Here is a 25,997-nt window from a genome sequence, read left to right as displayed (position 1 = left end):
GCTGCAGGCGGATCGGCACGAGTATAAACGAAGCAGACCCGCCAGCACGGCGCGTGTGGCTCTTTGACGCAGGCCGGCCGAATGACCGTTCGTCGGCTCACCACCACTTGTAGGGAATGTGTAAACCCGAAGAACCCGAGGCCACCGTCTACAGTCTTAACCAACACGACTACCTCAAGGAGCTTCCATGTCTCGTTTCACTCGCAGTGCAGCTGTTATCACTCTCGGCGTCGCTACCCTGGCCAGCCTGCCTGCGCTGGCCGCCGAAGGGCTGAACTACAACCAGATTTCCCTGCGCGCCGAGGTCAGCCAGGAGGTTGCTCGCGACAAGATGATCGTGACGCTTTACACCGAGTCGCAAAACGCCGACCCAGCCAAACTCGCCGCAGAAATCACCAACACCATGAACAAGGCGCTGGGCCAGGCGCGCGAAGTCAAGGCTGTGACCCTGCGTCAAGGCAGCCGTAACAGCTACCCGATCTACGACAACAAGAACCAGAAGATTACCGGCTGGCGTGAGCGCGCCGAACTGCGCCTGGAAAGTGCCGACTTCCCTGCCCTGTCCAAGCTCACCGGCGAGCTGCTCAATACCTTGAAAATGGAGAATATGGACTTCGCCATCGCCGATGCCACGCGCAAGTCCAGCGAAGACGCGTTGCTTAAAGAAGCGGTGGCCGCATTCAAGGCCCGCGCACAACTGGCCACCGATGCACTGGGTGGCAAGGGCTACAAGATCGTCAACCTGAACTTCAACACCAACGGTTACCCGATGCCTTACGCCCGTGGCGGCATGATGATGAAGGCAGCCATGGCGGATTCGGCCCCCACACCGGAAGTCGAAGCGGGTACCAGCCAGGTCAACATGAGTGCTGATGGGGTGATTGAAGTCCTGCAATAAGTCTTTCGATTAAAAAAACGGTGCAGCCTTGATGGCGGGCACCGTTTTTTTTTGCCTGCTTGATCTGGAAGACTGCGAACTGTCAGTTTTTTTCCAAACGCTGTAGGCCGCCTCTTATGAAGGTTATTTTCGTACAACGTACCCGCCTACAGTGGAACCCTGCGCAAGTATTAAACCACCCAGGTAGAAGCAACACTGCACTGATACTTTAAAACTCTAACCCGTAAATTCTATTTAGCGGATGTACGAGTAAATCAGTTTTCCTCTTTGGCTTATGTCATTACGCAACCGTAAACACACGTTGCTCAGAGGTAAAACAAGCGTGTTCAGACCCCACATAAGTCATGACATATCTTAATGTCGCGGCGTGCGTAATGCCGGCCCTGATATTTCGCGTCATGCAACTATCATTGATAACTCATGAGTAAAGCGACCCGATAATGAATATACGTCCGCCTCTGCTGTCGCCCTATACCCACCCTGCCGATACACATCCGAAACCTGTCATCACACCGCCAGCAGAAAATACACGCCCAAGTGCGCCGACCGATTCAGGAGCGAAAACCTCAGGCCCGGGGCAAAAACCGACCACCGCCCCAACCCCCAACCATGAGCTTGATTTCGCCAAAGGGGTGATTTATGGGTCAGTCACCGTTTCCCCGCCCACGGCAAGCTATACGCAACAGGAGCGCCTACAGAGGGTCGACGCCTTCGCCGGTCGCGTAGTAACGCAAATCAAGAACATAGAAAGTGACGAAGAAGGTGAAAGCAATATCCGGTTCCAGAAGACTCGTCAGTTCATGGAACCTGCCGGTTACTTTAGCGGCGGGTTATTGGCTGCCGGTTTGGATCCGCACGAGAAAATAACGGTAACATTTAATTCATACGTTGGAAAATGGAAGCCGGAAGTCAAGAGCAACACCGACACACGCACTTATTTTGCTTGGGAAATTGCAGCGGGCGCTCTAAAGCACGATAGACCGGCCGCCGGCGGCCTGGTCAACTTCCAAACAATGGAAATCAAGCCAGAAGACCGGAGCAAAATTAACGATCTGGAGGCCCTGGGCAAAAAGCTTCAAGACCACTGGAAAGATGACATAGCCACCCCCATGAGCGACAAGTCGGGTGCATTGGCAAAGCGCTCGGGCAAAGCCGATGCCTATGTTGTCAAGGGCACCTTACAAGGCTTGCGAAACGACAAGGCTATTTATAAAGCGCTGACACCTGAAGGTCGAGCCGCTATTGATCGCACGCTAGACAAGAACGGCAATGTGGTCATCCCGAATATATACGGCTATCCACTGGCCGGGTATGCGTTTGTCCCTTATGTTAATTATCACGGCAATTATGACACCCGCCCCAATCAAGGCCTGATGATTGACTTGAAAAACGGTACGGTCAGTGAGATAAAGGGAGATGATGACTTTGCGCGCTGGGCCAAGAACAATCGTGAAGCACTACTGGCCAGCTTCAATGGCGAAGACAAACAAGGTGGACTAGATGCTCATTGGCCACCGGCGAGCGACGTCCTCGATAACTTTATTGCGGGCAATCATGCGCACTACCCAGGACGTCATAACCTCCTCAGCGATAAACAAGTCCCGGTCAGGGAGACATTCAATTACACCCAGTCACGAAAAGAAGCATATCACTTACACTTTGGAAACTTGAAATCCGGCATTGCAAGGCATTACCAAGAGATTAACGCCAACAATGCAAAGTGGGCCGATCAAACCCAGGTATTTGGTTCTTCGCAGCAAACGTGGAAGGAAGTCAAAGAATTGTGGGGACGCACCTTCGGCTACGTGCCCTTCCTTGGTAATGCGGGCAACATTTTCTTCGGTATTCATGACTCCATGTATGGCAAGACCGCCGAAGATCGCGTTGGCGGCACCGCTGCTGCGGTGATATCGATCCTGCAGCTGGTGCACGAAATCTCACCTGCCGTGGTAGAGGCGGCCCTTGGCGACATCCCGACAGCCGTTAACCCCTCAACACCCCAGAACTACAACTGGAAATACAACGAGCTGACAAAAGATTTTGAACTGGTGCGAAAACCAAAAACAACTAACGGTGCTGAGACAGGCTCAACTAATCCGGCGAGTGCGCCCAGCGTCCCAGCGGCCGATAAGCCTTCCCTGACCTTTGCGGGAATGCGTGAAGTGGAGTTCAGGGGCAAGGTGTATTTCGCAGCCGATAAGCCCGATGCCCTGGACGGCACAAGTTACTTGTTGCGTGTGCAAGATCCGAAGGATCCAACAAAACTGGTGAGTAGCGGGATCGTTGCCAAGCCTGATGCAGCGGGCGTTTGGCAAAAAATCGGGGTGGAAGGTGGTGGAAAAAAATGGTTCTGGGATCGTACACCTTCACCCACGCTCAGTGATGACCTGAAGTCGCCACCTTCGTTTGCCAATCAATTCCGCGATCTGGAGGGAAAAAAAATTGCCTCGGCTGAAAGAGTCGATGAATTTTTGAAAATAAATGAACAGACGCGCTACGAGTTTGCCACCCGGAACTACGAAGAGGAAGTGAACGGGAAAGTGGAAATCAAATCCAACTTCAATGTGTCCTGGAAAATAGACGAGACCGATTTTTCCGTTGACCCTGGAGAAAAAGCAGGCGTTACGGAACACAGTACCAGCAAGTATTCACCCAACTTTGTCCTGGATGTAAATCGTAGTACTTACGTCGTCACACGCACGGAAAACGGGCTGCTGAACACCGCACCGTTGGATGCCGTGGCAGACTCGGCTGAAAATATCAGGAAAGCACGGCTCAGACAGTTTGAGGATGCCATCCCTGACGCCGACTTGCGCGCCCGTATTTCCGAGGTAGCCCATCAAGGCTCCGTAGCACCCGCTACCATCGAATTGAATACTGAAGGCTTGACGCTGCAAGAGGGCTACCGATTCGTCGCCGACGACACTCAGTATCACATTGATTACGACAGTTCCAAGCACCAGGCCAAGGTTCAGATCATTTCCAGGGGGCACCTCAATAACGGGGACCTGGATATAGAACACGTTCCCGGCGTAGAGGTAACTATCAGGAGAACGTTCACGATACGAGAGAGTAACGAGCTGGACAGCCCCTATACGATCGACAGCAACGCGCCATCCAGCATCGAAGTATCGGTCAAACCTGAACCGGAGCCGGAGAATAAACCAGCCCTTACCTGATCCCCTGAACGGCGGTAACCTCGGTGACCGCCGTTTTCGTTCGGGCAGCTTTTACAGGCTTGCCACTTCAGGGGTCTTTAATGGACAGAATCACCTTAAAACCGTTGCTCCTCGCCGCAGGCCTGTTGGCCTGCATGCCGATGGCCCACGCCGCCAGCACCCTGGTCTACTGCTCCGAAGCCAGCCCCGCCGGTTTCGACCCCAGCCAGTACACCAGCGGCACCGATTTTGATGCCTCCGCCGAAACCGTGTTCAACCGCCTGACCCAGTTCAAGCGTGGCGGCACCGAGGTTGAGCCGGGCCTGGCGACGAGCTGGGATGTGTCCAAAGACGGCCTGACCTACACCTTCCATTTGCGTGATGGCGTCAAATTCCACACCACCGACTACTTCACGCCCACCCGCGACTTCAACGCGGACGACGTGCTGTTCACCTTCAATCGCCTGCTGGATGCCGACAGCCCGTTTCGCAAGGCTTACCCGTCCGAGTCGCCGTACTTCACCGACATGGGTTTGAACACCACGATCAAAAGTGTCGAAAAACTCGACGAGCACACCGTGCAGTTCAACCTGAACAACGTCGACGCTTCGTTCGTACAGAACCTGGCCATGAGCTTCGCTTCGGTGCAATCAGCCGAATATGCCGCCCAGCTGTTAAAAGAAGGCAAGGCCGAGCAAATCAATCAGAAGCCGGTAGGCACCGGGCCGTTTGTGTTCAAGCGCTACCAGAAAGATTCGCAGATTCGCTACGTGGCCAATAAACAGTATTGGAAACCCGAGGATGTGAAGCTCGACAACCTGGTATTCGCCATCACCCCGGACGCCGCCGCGCGCCTGCAAAAACTCAAGGCCGGGGAATGCCAGGTCAGCGGTTACCCGCGCCCGTCCGACATTGAAATAATGAAACAAGACCCCAACCTGCGCGTACTGCAACAGGCCGGTTTTAATTTGGGCTTCCTGGCCTACAACGTGACGCATCCGCCTCTGGACCAGCTCAAGGTGCGCCAGGCGCTGGACATGGCCATCGACAAGCCGGCAATTATCAAGGCTGTTTACCAAAGCGCCGGACAATTGGCGCAGAACGCGCTGCCACCCGCGCAGTGGTCTTATGACCCCACTATCAAGGATGCGCCCTATGATCCGACCAAGGCCCGGGCGCTACTAAAAGAAGCAGGGGTTGCACCAGGTACCACCATCAACTTGTGGGCGATGACCGTACAGCGCGCCTCCAACCCCAACGCGCGTATGTCGGCACAAATGATCCAGCAGGATTGGGCAAAGGTCGGTATCAAAGCCAACATAATCAGCTATGAATGGGGCGAATACATCAAACGCGCCAAAAATGGCGAGCATGACGCGATGATTTACGGCTGGACTGGTGACAACGGCGACCCCGATAACTGGCTCGGCGTGCTCTACAGTTGTGCCGCCGTCAAAGGCAGCAACTACGCCAAATGGTGTAACCCCGCGTACGACAAGCTGGTGCAGCAAGCCAAGGTCAGCAGCGACCGCGAGCAACGCATCAAGTGGTATCAACAGGCGCAAAAAATTCTTAAGGAACAAGTACCTATAACGCCTATTGCAAACTCGACAGTTTTCCAGCCACTGCGTAAAGAAGTGCAAGACTTCAAGATCAGCCCGTTTGGGCTGACGCCGTTCTACGGTGTCAGTCTAGATAAGTAACAAGGGCGCCCCAACCGAGTGCGCCAGACGCCTCGGCTGGGCTTTTTTGGTGCGCGCGATGCACCGAAAAAACCCTCTATATATATGCATTTATGTACAAACTTTCATAAATGCGACATTCCTGTACGTTCGTACCACAGTTTTCCTCTTGCAACGGTTCAGCATCTTGCAATGGGTATGGCCCCTGCATAAGTATCCGCAGGCCGACTCACGAGGTCGCCCTCACCACCAAAAATGACAACAAATCATGAGGCCAACATGCTTAAACACGCAGTCCTTCCGTTACTTGTTAGCGCTGGCCTTATGGCCGCAGCTCCTTTCGCCCAAGCGGCGACTAACCTGGTGTTCTGCTCTGAAGGGAGCCCGGCCGGTTTCGACCCAGGCCAGTACACCACCGGAACAGACTTCGATGCCTCGGCCGAAACCATGTTCAACCGTCTGACCCAGTTCGAACGCGGCGGCACTGCTGTGATTCCTGGGCTGGCCACCAGCTGGGACGTTTCCCCGGATGGCCTGACGTACACCTTCCACCTGCGTGATGGCGTGAAGTTCCACACCACCTCGTACTTCAAGCCGACCCGTACCTTCAATGCCGATGACGTGCTGTTCACGTTCAACCGCATGATCAACAAGGACGACCCGTTCCGCAAAGCCTACCCCACCGAGTTCCCGTACTTCACGGACATGGGGATGGACACCAACATCAAGAACATCGAGAAAGTCGATGACCACACCGTCAAGTTCACCCTTGGCACTGTGGACGCCGCTTTCATCCAGAACCTGGCGATGAGCTTCGCTTCCATCCAGTCAGCCGAATACGCCGCCCAGCTGTTGAAGGAAGGCAAACCTGCGGACATCAACCAGAAGCCAATCGGCACTGGCCCGTTCGTGTTCAAGAGCTACCAGAAAGATTCGAACATTCGTTACACCGGCAACAAGGATTACTGGAAGCCGGATGACGTGAAGATCGACAACCTGATCTTCGCCATCACCACTGACCCGTCGGTGCGTATCCAGAAGCTCAAGAAAAACGAATGCCAGATCACCCTGTTTCCACGTCCGGCCGACCTTAAGGCACTGGGCGAAGACAAGGACCTGAAACTGCCGCACCAGGCCGGTTTCAACCTGGGCTACATCGCTTACAACGTTATGCCGGTACTCAAGGGCCAGACCGCCGCCAACCCACTGTCTGACCTGCGCGTTCGTGAAGCGCTGGACATGTCGGTGAACAAGCAGCAGATCATCGACTCCGTGTACCAGGGCGCAGGCCAACTGGCCGTTAACGCCATGCCGCCGACCCAATGGTCCTACGACACCACCATCAAGGATGCGAAGTTCGACCCGGCAAAAGCCAAGGAACTGCTCAAGGAAGCCGGCGTTAAAGAAGGCACCGAGATCACCCTGTGGGCCATGCCGGTTCAACGTCCGTACAACCCGAACGCCAAGCTGATGGCCGAGATGCTGCAGAACGACTGGAAACAGATCGGCCTGAAGGTCAACATCGTCAGCTACGAGTGGGGCGAGTACATCAAGCGCTCCAAAGGCGGCGAGAACCAGGCCATGATCATTGGCTGGAGCGGTGACAATGGTGACCCGGACAACTGGCTGAACGTGCTGTTCGGCTGCGACTCGCTGGCCGGTAACAACTTCTCCAAATGGTGCGACAAGAAATTCGACGGCATCGTCAAAGAAGCCAAAGCCACATCGGATGTCGCCAAACGCACCGAGCTGTACAAGCAGGCGCAACATATCCTCAAAGATGCAGTCCCGATGACACCTATCGCGCACTCGACGGTGTATCAACCCATGCGCAACACCGTGCAGGACTTCAAGATCAGCCCGTTTGGCTTGAACTCCTTCTACGGCGTGAGCGTAAGCGGCAAGTAAGGCTCAGTAACGGCGACGTTTCATAACGTCGCCGTTATTGCATCCGCCTAGACCATAGGAAACGGACCACACCCGCAACATTGCCGTCCTACAGCAATGAACTGCGACTTGTGCATCCGTTGCCTACAAGGTCAATCCGTTTTGGCGCATTTACTGCGAGCTCCGCGACCCATAACGTCGTAGGACAGCAGAAGCTCCAATCCAGGAAAGGCACTTGCTGTATGTGGGATCAGTGATGTCCCCCAGGCCTGACGCCTGGGTGATTGCTTGCTGATGACAACAACAAACAAGGATCGGGATCGTCATGCGCCATACCACTGTTCTATCCGCAATTTTTGGCACCAGCCTGCTGGCTGTGGCCACGATGGGCCAAGCCGCCGATAAGAAAAGCCTGGTGTTCTGCTCTGAAGGCAGCCCGGCCGGGTTTGACACCGCGCAGTACACCACCGCCACCGACAACGACGCGGCGGAGCCGTTGTACAACCGCCTGGTTGAATTCGAAAAAGGTGCGACTAACGTGGTGCCTGGGCTGGCAACCAAGTGGGATATTTCCGAAGACGGCCTGACTTACACCTTTCACCTGCGTGAAGGGGTGAAGTTCCACAGCAACAAGGAATTCAAGCCGACGCGCGACTTCAATGCCGACGACGTGCTGTTCACCTTCAACCGCATGCTTGACCCGGAATACCCGTTTCGCAAGGCCTACCCCACCGAGTTTCCGTACTTCAACGGGATGAGCCTGAACAAGAACATCGCCAAGGTCGAAAAGACCGGCCCCTACACCGTGGTGATGACCCTGAACACGGTTGACGCCGCGTTTGTGCAGAACATCGCCATGAGCTTTGCCTCGATCCTGTCGGCCGAATACGCCGAACAGTTGCTCAAAGAAGGCAAGCCCAGCGACATCAACCAGAAGCCGATCGGCACTGGGCCGTTTGTATTCCAGCGCTACCAGAAAGACTCGCAGATCCGTTATGTGGGCAACAAACAATACTGGGACCCAAGCCGCGTCAAGCTGGACCAACTGATTTTCGCCATCAACACCGACGCCTCGGTGCGCGTGCAGAAGCTCAAGGCCGGCGAGTGCCAGATCACCCTGCATCCGCGCCCCGCTGACGTTGACGCGCTCAAGGCCGATCCAAACCTGCAACTGTTGACCAAGCCAGGTTTCAACCTTGGCTACATCGCCTACAACGTGCGCCATAAACCTTTCGACCAGCTCGAAGTGCGCCAGGCGCTGGACATGGCGGTGAACAAGCAGAGCATCCTCAATGCCGTGTACCAGGGCGCGGGGCAACTGGCGGTCAACGCCATGCCGCCGACCCAGTGGTCCTACGACGACAGCATCAAGGACGCCGCCTACAACCCGGAAAAAGCCAAGCAATTGCTCAAGGCCGCCGGTGTTAAAGAAGGCACCGAGATCACCCTGTGGGCCATGCCGGTGCAGCGCCCGTACAACCCCAACGCCAAGCTGATGGCCGAAATGCTGCAAAGCGATTGGGCCAAGATCGGCCTCAAGGTCAAGATCGTCAGCTATGAATGGGGCGAATACATCAAGCGCACCAAGAACGGTGAGCACGATGTCAGCCTGATCGGCTGGACCGGCGACAACGGTGACCCGGACAACTGGCTGGGCACTCTTTACAGCTGCGACGCCATCGGCGGGAACAACTACTCCATGTGGTGTGACCCGGCGTACGACAAGCTGATCAAGCAAGCCAAGGTCGTGACCGACCGCGAACAAAGGACTGTTCTGTACAAACAGGCGCAGCAATTGCTTAAACAGCAAGTGCCGATCACGCCAGTCGCCCACTCGACGGTCAACCAGCCGTTAAGCGCCAAAGTCGAAGGTTTCAAAGTCAGCCCCTTCGGCCGCAACGTGTTCTCGGGCGTCAGTATCAACCCATAAGAAAATAACCGGATGGTGGGGAGCCAAACTGGCTCTCTCGCAAACGTGCAGCCTTTTGTTGGGAATTTTCCTACTGCAAACGTTTGCATTAGCTTGAACGAGTTACACACCCAATAGCCGGTTCACCTAAAAAGACCGGCATTAAAAAGAGAACCAAAGGAGCTTCACCCATGAAACTGAGCAGCAAAGCGCTTCTGGCCCTGGCCATCAGCAGCATCACGGCAACCGCATTTGCGGAAACCCAGAGCCAGGACTTCGTTCCTACCACATTGGCCGGCACCAGCGCCCAAAGCGAGGCCAAGGGCTTTGTCGACGGCGCAAGCCTGGGCGGTACCACCCGTAACTGGTTCTCCAACGAACAGAAGTTCCGTGGCGGCAAGTTCACCTACCAGAAGCACGGCGAAGCGCGCACTGACGCTTACCGTACCAACTGGGTACAGGGCACTATCCTCAACCTGAGCTCGGGCTTTACCCAAGGCACCGTGGGCGTCGCTACCGAAGTCGCGGCCTACAACGCTATCGTGCTGGACCGCAGCAAGCGCGACATCAAGGGTGGTTCCAACCGTACCCTGGCCGACTCCGACGGTGATGCAGTCGACCAGTGGAGCAAACTGGGCCTGGCCAACGTCAAGTTCCGTGTTTCCAACACCACCTTGACTGCCGGTCGCCAGAACTTCAGCAGCGGCATCGTCGACACCATCGGCAACCGTGCGCTGCCATCGAGCTTTGAAGGTTTCGCGCTGAACAGCGAAGAATTCAGCAACCTGTCGTTCCAGGGCGCTTACTTCGACCGCGTGTCGCCACGTACCGAACAGAGCCTGTCGAAATTCCGCAGTGAATACGGCAATGGCCAGGAAGCGGATCACGTCTACACCGCCGGTGTGAACTACCAGCCGTTCAAGAGCCTGAAAACCAGCTTCTTCGGCGCTCAAGTCAAAGACTTCTGGAACCAGTACTACTTCGGCGCTACCCACGAACTGGGTGATGCTCAGACCCTGTCCCTGACCACCGGCCTGAACTACTACAAGACCGTGGACGAAGGCAAAAAGTTGATGGGCAAGATCGACAACGACACCTACTCGCTGTCGCTGGGCCTGACTCACCAGGCTCACAGCCTGACCTTCTCGTACCAGGAAGTTAACGGTAACGAGTACTTCGACTACCTGCACGAAACCAACGGCATCTACCTGGCCAACTCCCTGACGTCCGACTTTAACGGTCCGAACGAGAAATCGTTCCAGATCGCTTACGGCATCAACATGGCCGAATACGGCGTGCCGGGCCTGAAGTTCAATATCTACTCGGCTCGCGGCTGGGGCATCGACGGCACTCACTACACCGGCGACGGCGGCCGTGCCGGCTTCGCTTACAACGGCATCCAGACCCAGGATGGCGAGAAACACCAGGAATACGGTGTAGGCACTTCGTACGCCATTCAGAGCGGCGCACTCAAGGCCACCACCATCCGTGGTACCTACGTGACTCACCGTGCCAGCGCCAACCAGGCTGACGGCAACATCCGTGAGTTCCGCCTGGTCACCACCATCCCGTTCAACATTCTTTAATTAGCGCCAGGTAGACGGCGGGCTCATCACGAGCCCGCCGTCTACGCTTGTCTGGTTTAATCGATTGCAGAGGGCTCTGAATGAAAATGCTCCCGCTACAAGCTGCCATTGCCGCTGCGCTGTTGAGCGTTGCGATCGGCGTTTCGGCCAAACCGCTGGTGGTCTGCACCGAAGCCAGCCCTGAAGGTTTTGACCCGGTTCTGTACACCACGGCTGTAACGGCCGATGCCGCGGCGGAAACCATGTTCAACCGCCTGGTGGACTTCAAGCCCGGCACCACCGAAGTGGTACCGGCGCTGGCCAAGGCCCTGCCGGAAATCAGCGCCGATGGTCTGACCTACACCTTCCACCTGCGTGACGATGTAAAGTTCCACACCACCGACTACTTCAAACCCACGCGCAACATGAATGCCGACGACGTGCTTTGGAGCTTTCAGCGCCAGCTGGACCCGAATCACCCTTGGCACAACAAGTCCCTCGTGGGCTACCCATACTTTGAAAGCATGGGCTTCAAGGAACTGCTCAAAAGCGTAGAGAAGACCGACGATCACACCGTCGTCTTTACCCTGACCCGTCCTGAAGCACCGTTTTTGGCCGACCTGGGCATGGCGTTCTCTTCAATCCACTCGAAGGAATACGCTGACCAATTGCTCAAATCCGGCAAGACCGAAGACCTCAACGCCAAGCCGATCGGCACTGGCCCGTTCATCTTCATCCGTTACCAGAAAGACGCCCAGGCGCGGTTCAAGGCCAACCCCGACTACTTCCGCGGCAAACCGGCAGTCGACCCGCTGATCCTGGCAATCAGCACGGATAACAACGTGCGCCTGCAGAAGCTCAAGGCCAACGAATGTCAGATCGCGTTGTTCCCCAAGCCGGATGACATTCCAAGCATCAAGAAAGACCCGAACCTGAAAGTCGATGAACTGGCGGCGATGACCACCAGCTACACCGCACTGAACACCACCCACAAGTACATGAGCGATGCACGGGTGCGTCACGCGATCAACATCGCATTCGACAAGGCCGGCTATACCGAAGCCCTGTTCGGCAAAGGCAATGCCGTGGTGGGTACCGGCCCTTATCCGCCGACCTTGCTGGGTTTCAGTGACAAGCTTAAAAACCCGCCCCGTGACCTCGACAAGGCCCGCGCCCTGCTCAAGGAAGCCGGCGTGCCGGAAGGCACCGAGTTCACCCTGTTCACCCGTAACGGTGGCGGCCCGACCAACCCCAACCCGATGCTCGGCGCCCAGCGCATGCAGGCGGATCTGGCACAGATCGGCCTGAAGGTGAATATCAAAGTGATGGAATGGGGCGAGATGCTCAAACGCGCTAAAAATGGCGAGCACGACATGGTTTCGGCGGGCTGGGTCGGTGATAACGGCGACCCGGATAACTTCCTCACGCCAAACCTGAGTTGCGATGCAGCGAAAAACGGCGAAAACTACGCCCGCTGGTGTAACAAAGAGTTTCAAGACTTGATCGACAAAGCGCGCGCGATCGCTGAACCCGGCCAGCGCGCTGCGCTCTATGAACAAGCACAGGACGTTTTCGAAAAAGATCAACCATGGCTTCCCATGGCTTACCCGAAATTGTTCACCGCCATGCGCAAGAACGTAGAAGGCTTTACCCAAAGCCCTCTGGGTACAAATAACTTCGCCACCACCCAGGTGAAGTAATAAGAGAAGACGCTCGGCACCGTCGACATTGACGGTGCCGAACCTGCCTAACCGGCTGATTGAGGTACACAACAAGATGTTTAGTTTTATTGCCCGCCGATTGGGGTTATTGATCCCCACGTTTTTCGGCATTACGTTGCTCACGTTTGCGTTGATTCGCATGATCCCTGGCGACCCCGTCGAAGTCATGATGGGCGAACGACGAGTCGACCCCGAGATGCACGCACAGGCAATGGAACGCCTTGGCCTGAACAAGCCGCTCTATGCGCAATACTTTGATTACGTGGGCAAGCTCGCCCATGGCGACCTCGGCGAATCGCTGCGCACACGCACCAGCGTGTGGACCGAATTCACCGCCCTCTTCCCTGCGACCCTGGAACTGTCCATGGCCGCCCTGTTGTTCGCCGGTATCCTGGGCCTGTTGGCCGGGGTAATCGCGGCCCTTAAACGAGGATCCCTGTTCGACCATGGGGTGATGGGCATCTCCCTCGCGGGATATTCGATGCCGATCTTCTGGTGGGGCCTGATCCTGATCATGTTCTTCTCGGTAAGCCTGGGCTGGACCCCGGTTTCCGGGCGTATCGACCTGCTCTACGACATTGAGCCGCGCACCGGCTTCATGCTGATCGACACCCTGCTGGCTGACGAGCCGGACGCGTTCTTCGACGCCCTGCACCACCTGATCCTGCCGGCCATCGTGCTCGGCACCATCCCGCTGGCGGTGATTGCGCGGATGACCCGTTCGTCGATGCTCGAAGTGTTGCGCGAAGACTACATCCGCACCGCCAAGGCCAAAGGCCTGTCGCCGGCGCGCGTGGTATTCGTACACGGCCTGCGTAACGCGCTGATCCCGGTGCTTACCGTAGTCGGCCTGCAAGTCGGCACCCTGCTGGCCGGTGCGGTCCTGACCGAAACCATCTTCTCGTGGCCCGGCATCGGCAAATGGCTGATCGAAGCCATTGGCGCGCGGGACTACCCGGTGGTGCAAAACGGCATTTTGTTGATCGCCTGCCTGGTGATCCTGGTGAACTTCGTGGTGGATATCCTCTACGGCTTCGCCAACCCACGCATCCGTCACCAGCGCTGAGATCATGACCATGACCACACCTACTCAAGTGTCAGCAGTCGATCAAAGCCTGCTGTACCCGTCCCCGTACAAAGAATTCTGGCAAGCCTTCTCCAAAAACAAAGGCGCGGTTGCCGGCCTGCTGTTCATGTTGCTGGTGGTGTTTTGCGCGCTGTTTGCCCCGTGGGTAGCGCCGCATAACCCGAGCGAGCAATACCGCGACTTCCTGCTCACCCCGCCAGCCTGGCTGGAAGGTGGGCAGATGCAATTCCTGCTCGGCACCGATGAACTGGGCCGTGACCTGCTCTCGCGCCTGATCCAGGGCTCGCGCCTGTCGTTGCTGATCGGTTTGTCGTCGGTGGTGATGTCGCTGATCCCGGGCATCCTGCTGGGTCTGTTCGCCGGGTTCTTCCCGCGCATGCTTGGCCCAACCATCATGCGCTTGATGGACATCATGCTGGCCCTGCCGTCGCTGCTGCTGGCCGTGGCCATCGTCGCGATCCTCGGCCCTGGCCTGATCAACACCGTGATTGCTATCGCTATCGTGTCGCTGCCGTCTTATGTGCGCTTGACCCGCGCTGCGGTGATGGGCGAACTGAACCGCGACTACGTGACTGCCGCCCGCCTCGCCGGCGCCGGCCTGCCCCGCCTGATGTTCATCACCGTGCTGCCTAACTGCATGGCGCCGCTGATCGTACAGGCTACCTTGAGCTTCTCCTCGGCGATCCTCGATGCCGCAGCCCTGGGCTTCCTGGGCCTTGGCGTACAACCGCCAACCCCTGAGTGGGGCACCATGCTGGCTTCGGCCCGTGACTACATCGAACGCGCCTGGTGGGTAGTGAGCCTGCCTGGTTTGACCATTTTGCTCAGCGTGCTGGCAATCAACTTGATGGGTGACGGCCTGCGCGATGCGCTGGACCCGAAACTCAAGAACGCCGCCTGAGGAGATTCCCATGTCACTGTTAGAAATCAAGAATCTCAACGTGCGCTTCGGCGACAAGACTGCCGTGCCGGTGGTCGATGGCCTCGACATTTCCGTCGACAAAGGCGAAGTACTGGCGATCGTTGGCGAGTCGGGCTCGGGCAAATCCGTGACCATGATGGCGCTGATGGGCCTGATCGAGCACCCCGGCATCGTCACCGCCGACGCCCTGAACTTTGACGGCAAGGACATGCTCAAGCTGAGCAACCGTCAGCGCCGCCAAATCGTCGGCAAAGACCTGGCGATGGTGTTCCAGGACCCGATGACCGCCCTGAACCCCAGCTACACCGTGGGGTTCCAGATCGAAGAAGTGCTGCGCCTGCACCTGAAAATGTCCGGCAAGCAAGCACGCAAGCGCGCTATCGAACTGCTCGAAAAGGTAGAAATCCCGGGCGCTGCCAGCCGTATGGATGCCTACCCGCACCAACTGTCCGGTGGTATGAGCCAGCGTGTGGCCATCGCCATGGCAATTGCCGGCGAACCGAAACTGCTGATCGCCGATGAACCGACCACTGCACTGGACGTGACCATCCAGGCGCAGATCATGGAACTGCTGCTGGCCCTGCAAAAAGAGCAGAACATGGGCCTGGTGCTGATCACTCACGACCTTGCGGTCGTGGCTGAAACCGCCCAGCGCGTGTGCGTGATGTACGCAGGCCAAGCCGTGGAAGTCGGCCAGGTGCCGCAACTGTTCGACATTCCGGCGCACCCGTACAGCGAAGCACTGCTCAAGGCGATCCCCGAGCACAGCCTGGGCGCCACGCGGCTGGCCACCCTGCCGGGTATCGTGCCCGGTCGTTATGACCGCCCGCAGGGTTGCCTGCTGTCGCCACGCTGCCCGTATGTGCAGGAATCCTGCCGTGCCCAGCGCCCCGGCCTTGACCCGAAAAGCAACAGCCTCGCGCGCTGCTTCTACCCCTTGAACCAGGAGGTGGCGTAATGGCCGTCGTTCTTACCGCCCGCGACCTCACCCGCCACTACGAAGTGTCCCGTGGCCTGTTCAAGGGCCATGCACTGGTACGCGCGCTTAATGGTGTGTCGTTTGAACTGGAAGCCGGCAAGACCCTCGCCGTGGTAGGCGAATCGGGTTGCGGCAAGTCCACCTTGGCTCGTGCGCTGACGCTGATCGAAGAACCGTCGTCCGGCTCCTTGAAAATCGCCGGCCAGGAAGTTGCCGGCGCCGACAAGGCCCAGCGCAAGCAATTGCGCAAAGACGTGCAGATGGTGTTCCAAAGCCCGTACGCTTCGCTGAACCCGCGCCAGAAGGTCGGTGACCAGCTCGGCGAGCCGCTGCTGATCAACACCAACCTGTCCGCCGCCGAACGCCGCGAAAAAGTGCAGGCGATGATGAAGCAAGTGGGCCTGCGCCCTGAGCATTATCAGCGCTACCCGCACATGTTCTCCGGCGGCCAGCGCCAGCGCATTGCCCTGGCTCGCGCCATGATGTTGCAGCCTAAAGTGCTGGTCGCGGATGAACCGACCTCGGCGCTGGACGTGTCGATCCAGGCCCAGGTACTCAACCTGTTCATGGATTTGCAGCAGGAGTTCAACACCGCCTACGTGTTCATCTCCCACAACCTGGCCGTGGTACAGCACGTCGCCGACGATGTGATGGTGATGTACCTCGGCCGCCCGGTAGAAGTCGGCCCCAAGGAAGACATCTACGCGCGCCCGCTGCACCCGTATACCCAGGCGCTGCTGTCGGCCACCCCGACCATCCACCCGGACCCGAACAAGCCGAAGATCAAGATCGTCGGCGAACTGCCCAACCCGCTGAACCCGCCGCCTGGCTGCGCGTTCCACAAGCGTTGCCCGTACGCCACGGCGCGCTGCAGCACTGAAGAGCCGCAGTTGCGCGCTTTGGATAACCGTCAGGTGGCTTGCCACTATGCGGAGCAGTTTGTGGCCTGAAGCAACCCAACCTCCCCCTGTAGGAGCGAGCTTGCTCGCGAAAAACGTCAACGATAACGCGGGTAGTCTGGTTTAACGCGGTGTCCATGGGTCTTCGCGAGCAAGCTCGCTCCTACAAGGGGCTGTGGTTTCAATGAGTTCCATCGCCCTTCCCGCCAGATTGCGCATCAGTCTGGCCGGAGGGGCTTTTTTTTGCGGTTGTAACAAAAAACATACCGTTTGAATCTATGCCAAAAGCCCTGAAAACATTGAGCCAGACTGTTTTGAGAAGTGTATAGATTGTAAATGCAATTTACTTCTGTTTGAGAATAAATACCATTACTGCGCACGGAGAGCGCTGGATGCACGAAAAAATTCAGACGTCTCTCGTTCAATCGCCCCTCCTAAAGGACTTTATGGACATGTCGTCTCAATTCAGGCTCAGCCATCTCTCGCTGGCGTTTATCGCTACCCTTTCGTCCCCCGCGCTACTGGCGCAGAGTGTGGAAAAGAGCGCGACAAAGTGCCGATCCAAGCGACAGACCTGCCTGTGGATGGCACGCCCCAAGCCCTGGTGCTGGGCGAGACACGTGTACTGGGCACCGCCGCCGAAGAACTCAAGCAAGCGCCCGGCGTGTCGATCATCACCGCCGAAGACATCAAGAAACGCCCGCCCACCAACGACCTGTCGGAAATCATCCGCCGCGAGCCGGGTGTGAACCTGACCGGCAACAGTTCCAGCGGCAGTCGTGGCAATAACCGCCAGATCGACCTGCGCGGCATGGGCCCGGAAAACACCCTGATCCTGATCGATGGCAAGCCGTCCACCTCGCGCAACGCCGTGCGTTACGGCTGGAGCGGCGACCGTGATACCCGTGGCGAAACCAACTGGGTACCGGCCGAAGAAGTCGAGCGTATTGAAATCCTGCGCGGCCCGGCCGCCGCCCGTTATGGCTCCGGTGCCATGGGCGGTGTCATCAACATCATCACCAAACGCCCCACCGACCAACTGCACGGCTCGCTGACCGCCTACACCGCCTTCCCCGAAAACGATGCCGAAGGCGCGAGCAAGCGCACCAACTTCAACCTCAGCGGCCCATTGACCGACACCCTGGCGTTCCGCGTCTATGGCGGCCTGAACAAGACGGACGCCGATGACGCCGACATCAACCGCGCAGCGCAAGCGACGCCGGACTCGTTGGTAGCCGGCCGCGAAGGCGTGCGCAATAAAGACGTGAATGGCTTGCTGAGCTGGCAGTTCACCCCCGAGCAAACCCTCGACCTGGAAGCCAGCTACAGCCGCCAGGGCAATATTTTCGCCGGCGACACCATGCTCAACGGCGGTGGCGCGTTCGTGGAGAGCCTGGTGGGCAAGGAAACCAGTGTGATTCAGCGCAGCAGCTTTTCTGCCACCCATCGCGGTGAATTCGACTGGGGTTCGACCCTGGCCACGCTGACCCACGACCTGACCCGCAACGAGCGCCTCAACGAAGGCCTGGCCGGTTCCGGCGAAGGCGCGCCCTCCGCCAGTGCAGGCCGTTTCGAGTCGCGCTTGCGCAATACCCGGGCCACTGCCGAGGTCAACCTGCCCCTGAGCGTCGGTGCCGAACAGGTGCTGACCCTGGGCAGCGAATACCTCTACGAGTCGATGAACGACCCAGGCTCGTTGCGCCCGCAAACTTACGACCCAGGCACCGGCGGCGTCCCCGCCATCCCGGGCGTCAGCCGCAACAGCACCAAAACCACCGCATCGAGCTACGCCTTGTTTGCCGAGGACAACATTGAGTTGGGCAGCAAAACCGTCATCACCCCTGGCTTGCGCTTCGACGATCATGAGGAATATGGCGGCAACTGGAGCCCCAGCTTGAACGCCTCGCACCAGTTGACCGACGAACTGAGCATCAAGGGCGGCATTGCCCGCGCCTACAAGACTCCCAACCTGTACCAGTCCAACCCGAACTACTTGCTGTACAGCCGGGGCAATGGCTGCAACGCCAGCGAAGCCAACATGGGCGGCTGCTACCTGGTGGGCAACCGCGACCTGAAGCCGGAAATCAGCGTCAACAAGGAAATCGGCCTGGCTTTGGACAAGGGCACCTGGCGCACCAGTGCGACGTATTTCCGTAATGACTACAAGAACAAGATCAACGCCAGTAACGAGGCGGCGTTCCGTCTGGGCAATGGCCGACGTGTATTGGAGTGGGAAAACAGCGGCCCAGCCTTGGTGCAGGGCGTTGAAGGCAACCTGTTCATCAGCCTGCGCGATGACTTGGACTTGAACACCAACCTGACCTACATGATCGACTCCAAGGACAAGGACACCGGCGAGCCCTTGAGCATCATCCCCAAGTACACCGTCAACACCACGCTTGATTGGCAAGCCACCGACAAGCTGTCCTTCCAGGTCAGCGGCACCTACTACGGCAAGCAGGAAGCGCCGACACTCAACTCACGCAGCGCCAACAGCTATGACCGCAGCGCCCAGCAGGATGTCGATCCGTACGGGTTGATGGGCCTGAGCAGTGGTTACGAATTCAGCAAGAACCTGAGCGTGCGGGTGGGCATCAACAACCTGCTAGACAAGCGCTTGTCGCGCAAAGGCAACGCGGACGATGCGGGGGCGCAGACCTACAATGAGCCGGGTCGGGCTTACTTCGCGTCGGTGACCACTTCGTTCTGAGGAAAGTGGGCGGCCAATAATAACAATGCCTTGGAAACCCCATCCAAGGCATTGTTTGAAGCGCTTTACATTGCTGGGCGAGCCTACGTCTGGCTATCGCCTTCGTCTGCGTCCGTGTCGTCGCTGTCAGGCTCGTCGGTGGTCGAGTCGTCATTGTCTTCACTGCCACCTTGGCCTTTATCGCCGGGTTCCGCTTCGGACTTGGCCAACTGCAAGTCCGAGCTCTGGCTACTCGCCACCATGGCTGAGCCATGCACCGGGTTATGCGCCCAGGCCGTCGACATCCCCAACGACAACAACACCAGCACCTTCATCAACAGCACGACGCGTTGAACAATACTCATGGTCGATTCCGTCCAGTCAGTAGATGAGACCTGTACGACAGCGATTGACCGCCGCATGCGTTGAAGCTAGTCGCGATGGAGCACCACGCTCATTTCATTTCAGAGCGCCATGGACATAGCGCTGCACTTACTATACCTGAGTACCGAACACATTAAACATCTCGCACTCAGTGGCTTTAGAAGGGCGACAGTAAAAGATGCCGTTATTGCACAAGTCGAGGCCGCCCGGGCAGGCACCGAGCTTGCGCTGAAACCGCAGAGCACTGACTCAGACAACCTGTAGTTTGAACATTCACTACCCGTTATAAACGATGCAAAGCCTAAGGGCTTTGCGTTCTCCATACATCGTTCAAACTATTAGTTATATGATACTCACGCGCTACACCTGACTCACCTGGGCGTGAAACATAATAACTATCCTTACAAAGACCCAATCGATTAACGCTTGCCCATCATTAAAGTACTTCATGGCGCTTATACACTAATACGAGATAAAACTTATACCTGAGGTGAGCCGAGAAGTTTATCCAGCTCTTCTGCGTTACTTCGTACGGACTTCCACTGTGCCGCCGCAGACGTCAGTGATTTTTCTATTCGCTTCATCTGCGCAAATGACGTAACTTGAAGAATTCTGTCACGAGCGCTCTCCATGACATCCAAGGTAACAGTCCACAATGTTCTTATCTGCCCAACCCCTTTGTCAGCAAATTCCAAAGGCGCATTCAAACGCTCAACAGCGTCATGAAACGTTGAAAAATGCTGTGTCAATACAGCACCGCTGCGCATTTTCAAAACTAACGCTTTCAGAATATCTTTACTGTTTACAGGCAGCCCCTGAAGAATCCGCTCGTAGTCGTCATTATAGTAATTAACCAAGTCCATATTCGGGACTTTATTATCCCGTATAAAAGATTGCGTTACGGACTCTGCAAACACAGTCGTTACATTGTGCATATGCCCACGTACAATGAGTCTATCATCTTCGCTCATGGCCACACGAGAAAGCGTTTCTTCCAACTCCTGCACAGTGTCCAATTGAGTAATTTTACGCAACGCTGTCTGAATAGAGTTCATAAGCTCAATTTTGAAATTCATTATATTATCTCTTAAATCACCTCCCGCTACGCTTAAACTGCTCATCGCCTCAGACATATCAGCAATGGCCTTTTTGACAGAGGGCACAATCGTAAGATCTGCCTCGCCCAACGGGATCGCTATCCCCTCCCACTCCACTTCAGGCAACCTGTTAAGTTGTGCTGAAGAGTTTTCGTAGCCAGGAAGCGACTTTATCCTCTTAATAACAGCACCACTGGCAACCATAAAACATTCCGAGCCTGTAAAAATTTCTTTACATAAGTACCGCATATCTACTTCGATTTTTGCCCACCTACCTGCATGATTTAAAACAGCACCTATCAAGTCATTTACGCCTTGCTCATCCAAGGCGGTACTAAGTCCGCATTTGTTCGACAGCGCGATGAAAGAACTGCTTCTTTTCATGCTGTCATAATCGGCTCTGAGCCGGGTTGAAAGACCGATATACTCACGGACCACTTCAATCTCGCTTGCGGTAATAATAGATTTATCTTGCAATTGGTCGGACATGATCATTACCTCATGACTAGATATTTTTCTATGTGCAGCCACACCTCTTAAAGCAAGTGACTTAAGCAGGTTTATAACTGCCCCCCCCCTCCCCTGCAAGCTGTGAGGCCTGACAGTATACAAAATTCCAAAAATGTGAATTCAACGCGACCAATATCCTTATAACAAAAAACCACTACCTGCCGGGAAATCATTCCAAAAGATTATTGAAACCTGTCAGATCTAACAGTATTCAATCTGAACACTTGTAATGCTTACTTACCCCACGCCCCCATGAATCACAGTCGACTTTCATGAGCACTTTGAAATTTAAGCTTGATAGACATTGTCTATTCACGCCAAAGAAAAGAGGAGGCGTCTATCAGCAGTAAACCCGAAAAACCAACTTACTCTTATAGAAGGAATAATAATCATGGAATATGGACTGGACTATCCAATCCCCATTATCACCAGTGATGACGTGCGGGTAATCTCTCGCTATGTTTCTACAGGAAAACTACTTCCCTTAACGGCTGAGGATGTTAAAAAAGAAATAAATGACGCTCCCGACACACTCGTTGCCGAGATTTTAGACAATTACAATACTATCAACACTCATGCCAAGTCATGGGAGAAAACTCAACAAAGCATGATCACAATCAGCGCTGTCCTCGTGGGATTTTCCAAAGATATCCATGAGTACGGCGATGAGGCTGTCAACGCTGTTAAAAATATGGAAGGCTATAAGTCTCGGAAAATAGGCGACTTGACTGAAAGTGAACTCAACACACTCCCTCAGATATCACTTGATGGTGGCGATCAATGCCAGATTTCAACGCTGGAGCAAACCGTCAAATATATCAAAGATTCAATACATGAAAAAAAACGAAAAAGCTCAGTAGCGCTCGTGGACCTTGATAGTTTTAAAAATACTCTCGTGAACACCATCGCACCGTGGATTGGAAAAATGATACAAGTTTCAAACCCTGACGCACTTGATACGGAAATATCCAATATCCGACGAGACCTGATCAAGCTTGCAGAAAATACTAATCAAGTACGAGCAAAGCCCAGCTTTATGCAGAACATCATGAACTTCGCAGTAGGCGTTGCGGAGATAATGTCACTCCAAGAACAAAGTAAATCCGCCGACAAGCCTGGCGGCGAGCTTATCAAGCGTCGAGATGATGCACTAAACAAGCTATCAAAAGACAACAAGCTTAAAGGCGTACTACAAACGCTCAATATCGGCATGGGGTCTTTATACGACGTCGTTAACCCGGCAATTACTGCCACCCAGCAACTACACAGTCACTGGGAGAACATTCTATTGCTTATTGATGATTCTTCAAATCAGTTCAAAACAAATGCCAATTACGCTTACCTCGGTCTGTTCGTGAGAAAACTGGAAGTATTGTTGCTGGACTGGCGCAATATCGAGGACAACGCTACCACCTTGATGAACGCTTTCAGGTTAGACATTCGATAACCCCCCTTCTCACAAAGGTATACGACCATGAGCACCGTCACGACATTTAACACACCCAATTTAATCACCGTGAAAGACTGCCGGGATAGCATCAACTATTATGCCAGAATCAAACTAAGCCTTATTACCACCCCCGCATTACGCACTGATTTGTTAGCACTGGCAACGAATGTGAACAGTGTTGACCAGAATGCAAATGACATCTTGCTAAAAGTCGGCAACGTCATCAACACGTCTGACATCGAAGCCGCCCTGATCGACCTAGATGAAATGGAGGGTAGCGTGTTAGCTGACTACAAACGTGATCTGAACACGACTCTTAACACCAAAAAAAATGCGCTGATCGCTCTACGCGACGAGCTTTTCAAATCGACTTACAACTTGAAAACAATGAGTTATGCCAGTAATAACTACAGACTTCAAGAGCTCAGCAGCACCAGAGCAAATCTCAAAGCCATTGCAACGCTGGAAAAAGATGAAGATCATTATGACGTAATGCTGGAAAAAAAACAGGCACTCGACTTGGCAATCGAAGCTTATGATGAAGAATCTTTTTATGATAAAGCCTTGCCAATCTTAAACCAAGTCGACAATGTAGTTAAGGCGAGCGGATCGCCCGCTACTTTCAAGAAAGAATTACTCAAAGAAGGCGTACAGGCCGTTAAAACCATACTACAGCTTACTGATGCTGCAATCAAACATGACGACATGCTAAAAGCTCGCATTCAGCTTATTAAACAAATTAATGAACGAGAGAATCGTCGAAACGATATTGATATGCAGATCAAGGGTAATTTTGACGAGACGAAACAACTACTATTCTATGAGAAATTACACGAGCCGAAGGCTCAGTATGTCACTGAAATCGAAAAAATCCTTGAATCATTCGATTCATTTACCAAAGTTGTTTTTTCGGGATCGGACACAGTGCAAATTGCTAACCGCCTCGTAGACCAAGCTCCCGCCCTGAAGACTTATGCCAATAGTCTTTCACCTAAGTGGCTCCGGGGCTAGAAGCGCCTACAGTACACCCGCGCCAGCAGGGTTTGGCTACTGTCGCGGGTAAATATAGCCGTTCAACTACCATTCTTTGAACAGGAGTTATTTCCATGGGAACATTAACAATTTTCTTTAATAGCGACGGGGATATCACCGTTACAGACGAGAACACCATCTCTGGCAGGGACGGTATAGCTACAAGCTCAAAGCTTCATCTAATGACAGCGCTTGCAACTCAGGCAGCCAATTTTATGAATTCTAAATTTTACTTGTACGGCTCGGCATACTCAAAAGCCACACAAACAGTTGACGTAGATGGAAATCTCATTATAAATGGCCCCGGTAGCGGCCATTTTCTAAGCGACGACCTATTTACCCGTTCTTCTGGTTTTTTTCAATGGTCACCTATGACATTCGTTAACCGCTGGAGCAACAACATTTACAGGGCAATTGAATATATTAGAAAAGACAACACCAATTGGATATATAAAAAAGAACGCCCTCCAGAAGGAATCTCCGACGACTCAATTCCAGCGATAACAGATCTACCAAAAGACTGGCTTCTAAGAGAATTCAGAATAGTGGAAAATGAATACGTAAAGATTAGCATAGCCCCGTATACACAAATAAATTTAGTAGGCTGGGGTCGCGGCGGAGTCAGTTGTCACATGTTTGCAAATGCTATGAAAACTGACAGTCGGTTATGTAGTATTCCGGTCAACATTCTGGCCATCGATCCAGTTGTCGGCCCCCTAACTCATGAGCCTGGTCAAACAACTTTGGCAGACAACGTCAGTGAGTATGTAGGATTTTATGCTAGAGATGAACGCTCTGCCAGCCTGCCCTGCATTGTTCCCGATACGGCGCCAAACACACGTATTCATATCTATCCCATCGCCGGCCGTCATACCACCTTGATAGGTAATCAAGCGACAGACGGCGACAGTAGCCCAGGGACCTTCTCTGAACCTTCAGACCTGGTTTTTTACCTGGCAATGAAGTGCCTGAACCGCTGGGACTCAGACCTTTCAATCAAAGCGGCTAGTGGCTATCCCGATCTCAGTGAGACTGGTAACTCTGTGCTCGCTAAAATAAAAAGTGAATACGACAACTATATCACTATGCGACACACGACTTACTTAAACCAAAGTCAAGAAATTAAAAACGATCGTGAAATTTGGCTAAATGGGCAATTAACAAATTTCAAGTCTGCCCAAGGCGCTCGTTTCACCCCGAGTCAAGGGCTCGCCAAAGGGCATATAGAGGACATGTCTTATTTCAACGAAATCATCTAGCACTCTCTCTTGGCCAGCGCAAACTATTTGTGCGATGCTGCAGCAGTTAACTTAAAGGAACACTAAAGTGAAGAAAAAAGTCGACAGTTTAGCCGGTTATGTAAAGACCCTGTATTCAGGAAAAATTGCCGTATTCCAAAACTGGGTTACCTTCGAAAAAGGAAACACTAGGGTATTCAGAAGTTCACAACCCTACTATAACGACGAAGATGATACGCTTCAGAAGTTTGACACTCCTGCAATTAAACTTTTAAAAACTTACAACATCAAAGGCATTGTCAGCTTAAATCATCATTTGATACATGATAACAGCATGACAGCATTGGCCGCTGAAAGCATCACCTACCACCATCTCGCCGTTGTGGACTTCGGCGTCCCTACAGCTAAAGAGCTTTTACAAGCGTGTCAAGCGGTTGATAATATCCTAAGTAAAGGTAATGCTTTAGTTTACTGCGGGTTCGGTCAGGGAAGAACTGGCACTATGATGTCGGCTTACGCCATCTACAAACTCCCTAAAGGAAGCCCTGCGTCGAAATTAGACGAGATTATTGAGGTGTCGACTGCGGAGACAGATGATCAAGAGAAAGTCCTACGCGACTTTTATAAAATGCAAAACTCCTGAAAAAAGGTTCTTCACGGATTACCGGGAAAGACGCTCTTGATCTTCATGAAAAAGAACTCGCTATCCCGGTAACCGTACGCCATCCGCTTAATGACCTTTATTCGATTGTTTATCCCTTCTAGTTGGCCCGTATGCATGGGCCAGCGAACACGGCTGACGATGCCTCGCCAGTAACCCTTCAGTCGTTTGGCAAACAGGATCAGAGGCGGTATTTCGCTTTCATGCGCAAGGCGCAGCCATTGTTGCC

General features: G+C 54.4%; 18 protein-coding genes and 1 pseudogene. 16 read left to right on the top strand and 3 right to left on the bottom strand.

The annotated features are described in order from the left end of the window. The first annotated feature begins 187 nt into the window (after positions 1 to 187). The 12 genes and pseudogenes from ACTD9P_RS20565 (at position 188) to ACTD9P_RS20510 (ending at position 19,417) form a co-directional block, all read left to right on the top strand. Positions 188 to 898: an SIMPL domain-containing protein gene (locus tag ACTD9P_RS20565; protein WP_438869138.1), complete on the top strand. Its 711-nt coding sequence runs from the start codon at positions 188 to 190 to the stop codon at positions 896 to 898. 440 nt (positions 899 to 1,338) lie between these two features. After that, entirely contained in the window at positions 1,339 to 4,077 is a 2,739-nt protein-coding gene (locus ACTD9P_RS20560; RefSeq protein ID WP_438869137.1) for a hypothetical protein, read from the top strand. An 80-nt stretch (positions 4,078 to 4,157) separates the two neighbouring features. Next, entirely contained in the window at positions 4,158 to 5,759 is a 1,602-nt protein-coding gene (locus tag ACTD9P_RS20555) for an ABC transporter substrate-binding protein (protein WP_438869135.1), read from the top strand. A 258-nt stretch (positions 5,760 to 6,017) separates the two neighbouring features. After that, positions 6,018 to 7,646, top strand: coding sequence for an ABC transporter substrate-binding protein (locus ACTD9P_RS20550; protein ID WP_438869134.1), 1,629 nt, complete (start codon positions 6,018 to 6,020; stop codon positions 7,644 to 7,646). Positions 7,647 to 8,010: 364 nt separating this feature from the next. Continuing rightward, the gene (locus ACTD9P_RS20545) at positions 8,011 to 9,555 is read left to right on the top strand and encodes an ABC transporter substrate-binding protein (protein ID WP_438869142.1); all 1,545 of its coding nucleotides are present in this window, start codon (positions 8,011 to 8,013) and stop codon (positions 9,553 to 9,555) included. A 170-nt stretch (positions 9,556 to 9,725) separates the two neighbouring features. Beyond that, positions 9,726 to 11,120 carry an OprD family porin gene (locus tag ACTD9P_RS20540; protein ID WP_219266814.1) on the top strand — a complete coding sequence of 465 codons (1,395 nt, stop codon included), beginning with the start codon at positions 9,726 to 9,728 and terminating at the stop codon, positions 11,118 to 11,120. Positions 11,121 to 11,200: 80 nt separating this feature from the next. Next, on the top strand, positions 11,201 to 12,799 hold the full coding sequence (locus ACTD9P_RS20535; protein ID WP_438869133.1) for an ABC transporter substrate-binding protein: 1,599 nt from the start codon (positions 11,201 to 11,203) through the stop codon (positions 12,797 to 12,799). A 76-nt stretch (positions 12,800 to 12,875) separates the two neighbouring features. Beyond that, positions 12,876 to 13,886 carry an ABC transporter permease subunit gene (locus ACTD9P_RS20530; protein WP_078740765.1) on the top strand — a complete coding sequence of 337 codons (1,011 nt, stop codon included), beginning with the start codon at positions 12,876 to 12,878 and terminating at the stop codon, positions 13,884 to 13,886. A 10-nt stretch (positions 13,887 to 13,896) separates the two neighbouring features. Then, entirely contained in the window at positions 13,897 to 14,808 is a 912-nt protein-coding gene (locus ACTD9P_RS20525; protein WP_056859205.1) for an ABC transporter permease subunit, read from the top strand. 10 nt (positions 14,809 to 14,818) lie between these two features. Continuing rightward, positions 14,819 to 15,787, top strand: coding sequence for an ABC transporter ATP-binding protein (locus tag ACTD9P_RS20520; RefSeq protein WP_017138287.1), 969 nt, complete (start codon positions 14,819 to 14,821; stop codon positions 15,785 to 15,787). Next, positions 15,787 to 16,758, top strand: a complete 972-nt coding sequence (locus tag ACTD9P_RS20515) for a peptide ABC transporter ATP-binding protein (protein WP_016976250.1) — start codon at positions 15,787 to 15,789, stop codon at positions 16,756 to 16,758. The genes ACTD9P_RS20520 and ACTD9P_RS20515 overlap by 1 nt, the downstream gene beginning before the upstream one ends. Positions 16,759 to 17,159: 401 nt before the next feature. Continuing rightward, positions 17,160 to 19,417, top strand: a pseudogene (locus tag ACTD9P_RS20510) (TonB-dependent siderophore receptor). Between the two features lie 83 nt (positions 19,418 to 19,500). Here the strand turns inward: ACTD9P_RS20510 and ACTD9P_RS20505 are convergent. Both ACTD9P_RS20505 and ACTD9P_RS20500 read right to left on the bottom strand, forming a co-directional pair. Next, a complete protein-coding gene (locus ACTD9P_RS20505) occupies positions 19,501 to 19,761 on the bottom strand; it encodes a hypothetical protein (protein ID WP_438869131.1) in 261 nt (86 codons plus the stop codon). Positions 19,762 to 20,259: 498 nt separating this feature from the next. Next, complete coding sequence (locus ACTD9P_RS20500; protein ID WP_438869130.1) at positions 20,260 to 21,366, bottom strand: hypothetical protein; 1,107 nt, start codon at positions 21,364 to 21,366, stop codon at positions 20,260 to 20,262. Positions 21,367 to 21,778: 412 nt separating this feature from the next. Between ACTD9P_RS20500 and ACTD9P_RS20495 the strand changes: the two genes are divergently transcribed. From ACTD9P_RS20495 to ACTD9P_RS20480, 4 genes are all read left to right on the top strand, one after another. After that, positions 21,779 to 22,834 (top strand): alpha-xenorhabdolysin family binary toxin subunit A, encoded by a 1,056-nt coding sequence (locus ACTD9P_RS20495; RefSeq protein ID WP_438869129.1) that lies wholly within the window; start codon positions 21,779 to 21,781, stop codon positions 22,832 to 22,834. Between the two features lie 27 nt (positions 22,835 to 22,861). Then, positions 22,862 to 23,848 carry a hypothetical protein gene (locus tag ACTD9P_RS20490; protein ID WP_438869128.1) on the top strand — a complete coding sequence of 329 codons (987 nt, stop codon included), beginning with the start codon at positions 22,862 to 22,864 and terminating at the stop codon, positions 23,846 to 23,848. Between the two features lie 95 nt (positions 23,849 to 23,943). Beyond that, complete coding sequence (locus ACTD9P_RS20485) at positions 23,944 to 25,128, top strand: hypothetical protein (RefSeq protein WP_438869127.1); 1,185 nt, start codon at positions 23,944 to 23,946, stop codon at positions 25,126 to 25,128. 67 nt (positions 25,129 to 25,195) lie between these two features. Next, the gene (locus ACTD9P_RS20480; RefSeq protein WP_438869126.1) at positions 25,196 to 25,750 is read left to right on the top strand and encodes a protein-tyrosine phosphatase family protein; all 555 of its coding nucleotides are present in this window, start codon (positions 25,196 to 25,198) and stop codon (positions 25,748 to 25,750) included. 11 nt (positions 25,751 to 25,761) lie between these two features. Here the strand turns inward: ACTD9P_RS20480 and ACTD9P_RS20475 are convergent. Continuing rightward, on the bottom strand, positions 25,762 to 25,997 hold a 236-nt coding region (locus ACTD9P_RS20475; protein WP_438868014.1), incomplete at its 5' end, for a transposase.

This window comes from Pseudomonas onubensis, from assembly GCF_965653655.1.
In the GTDB taxonomy this organism is placed as follows: Bacteria; Pseudomonadota; Gammaproteobacteria; order Pseudomonadales; family Pseudomonadaceae; genus Aquipseudomonas.
The sequence above is the reverse complement of the archived record's forward strand: the minus strand, read 5'-3'. Positions and strand labels throughout refer to the sequence as shown.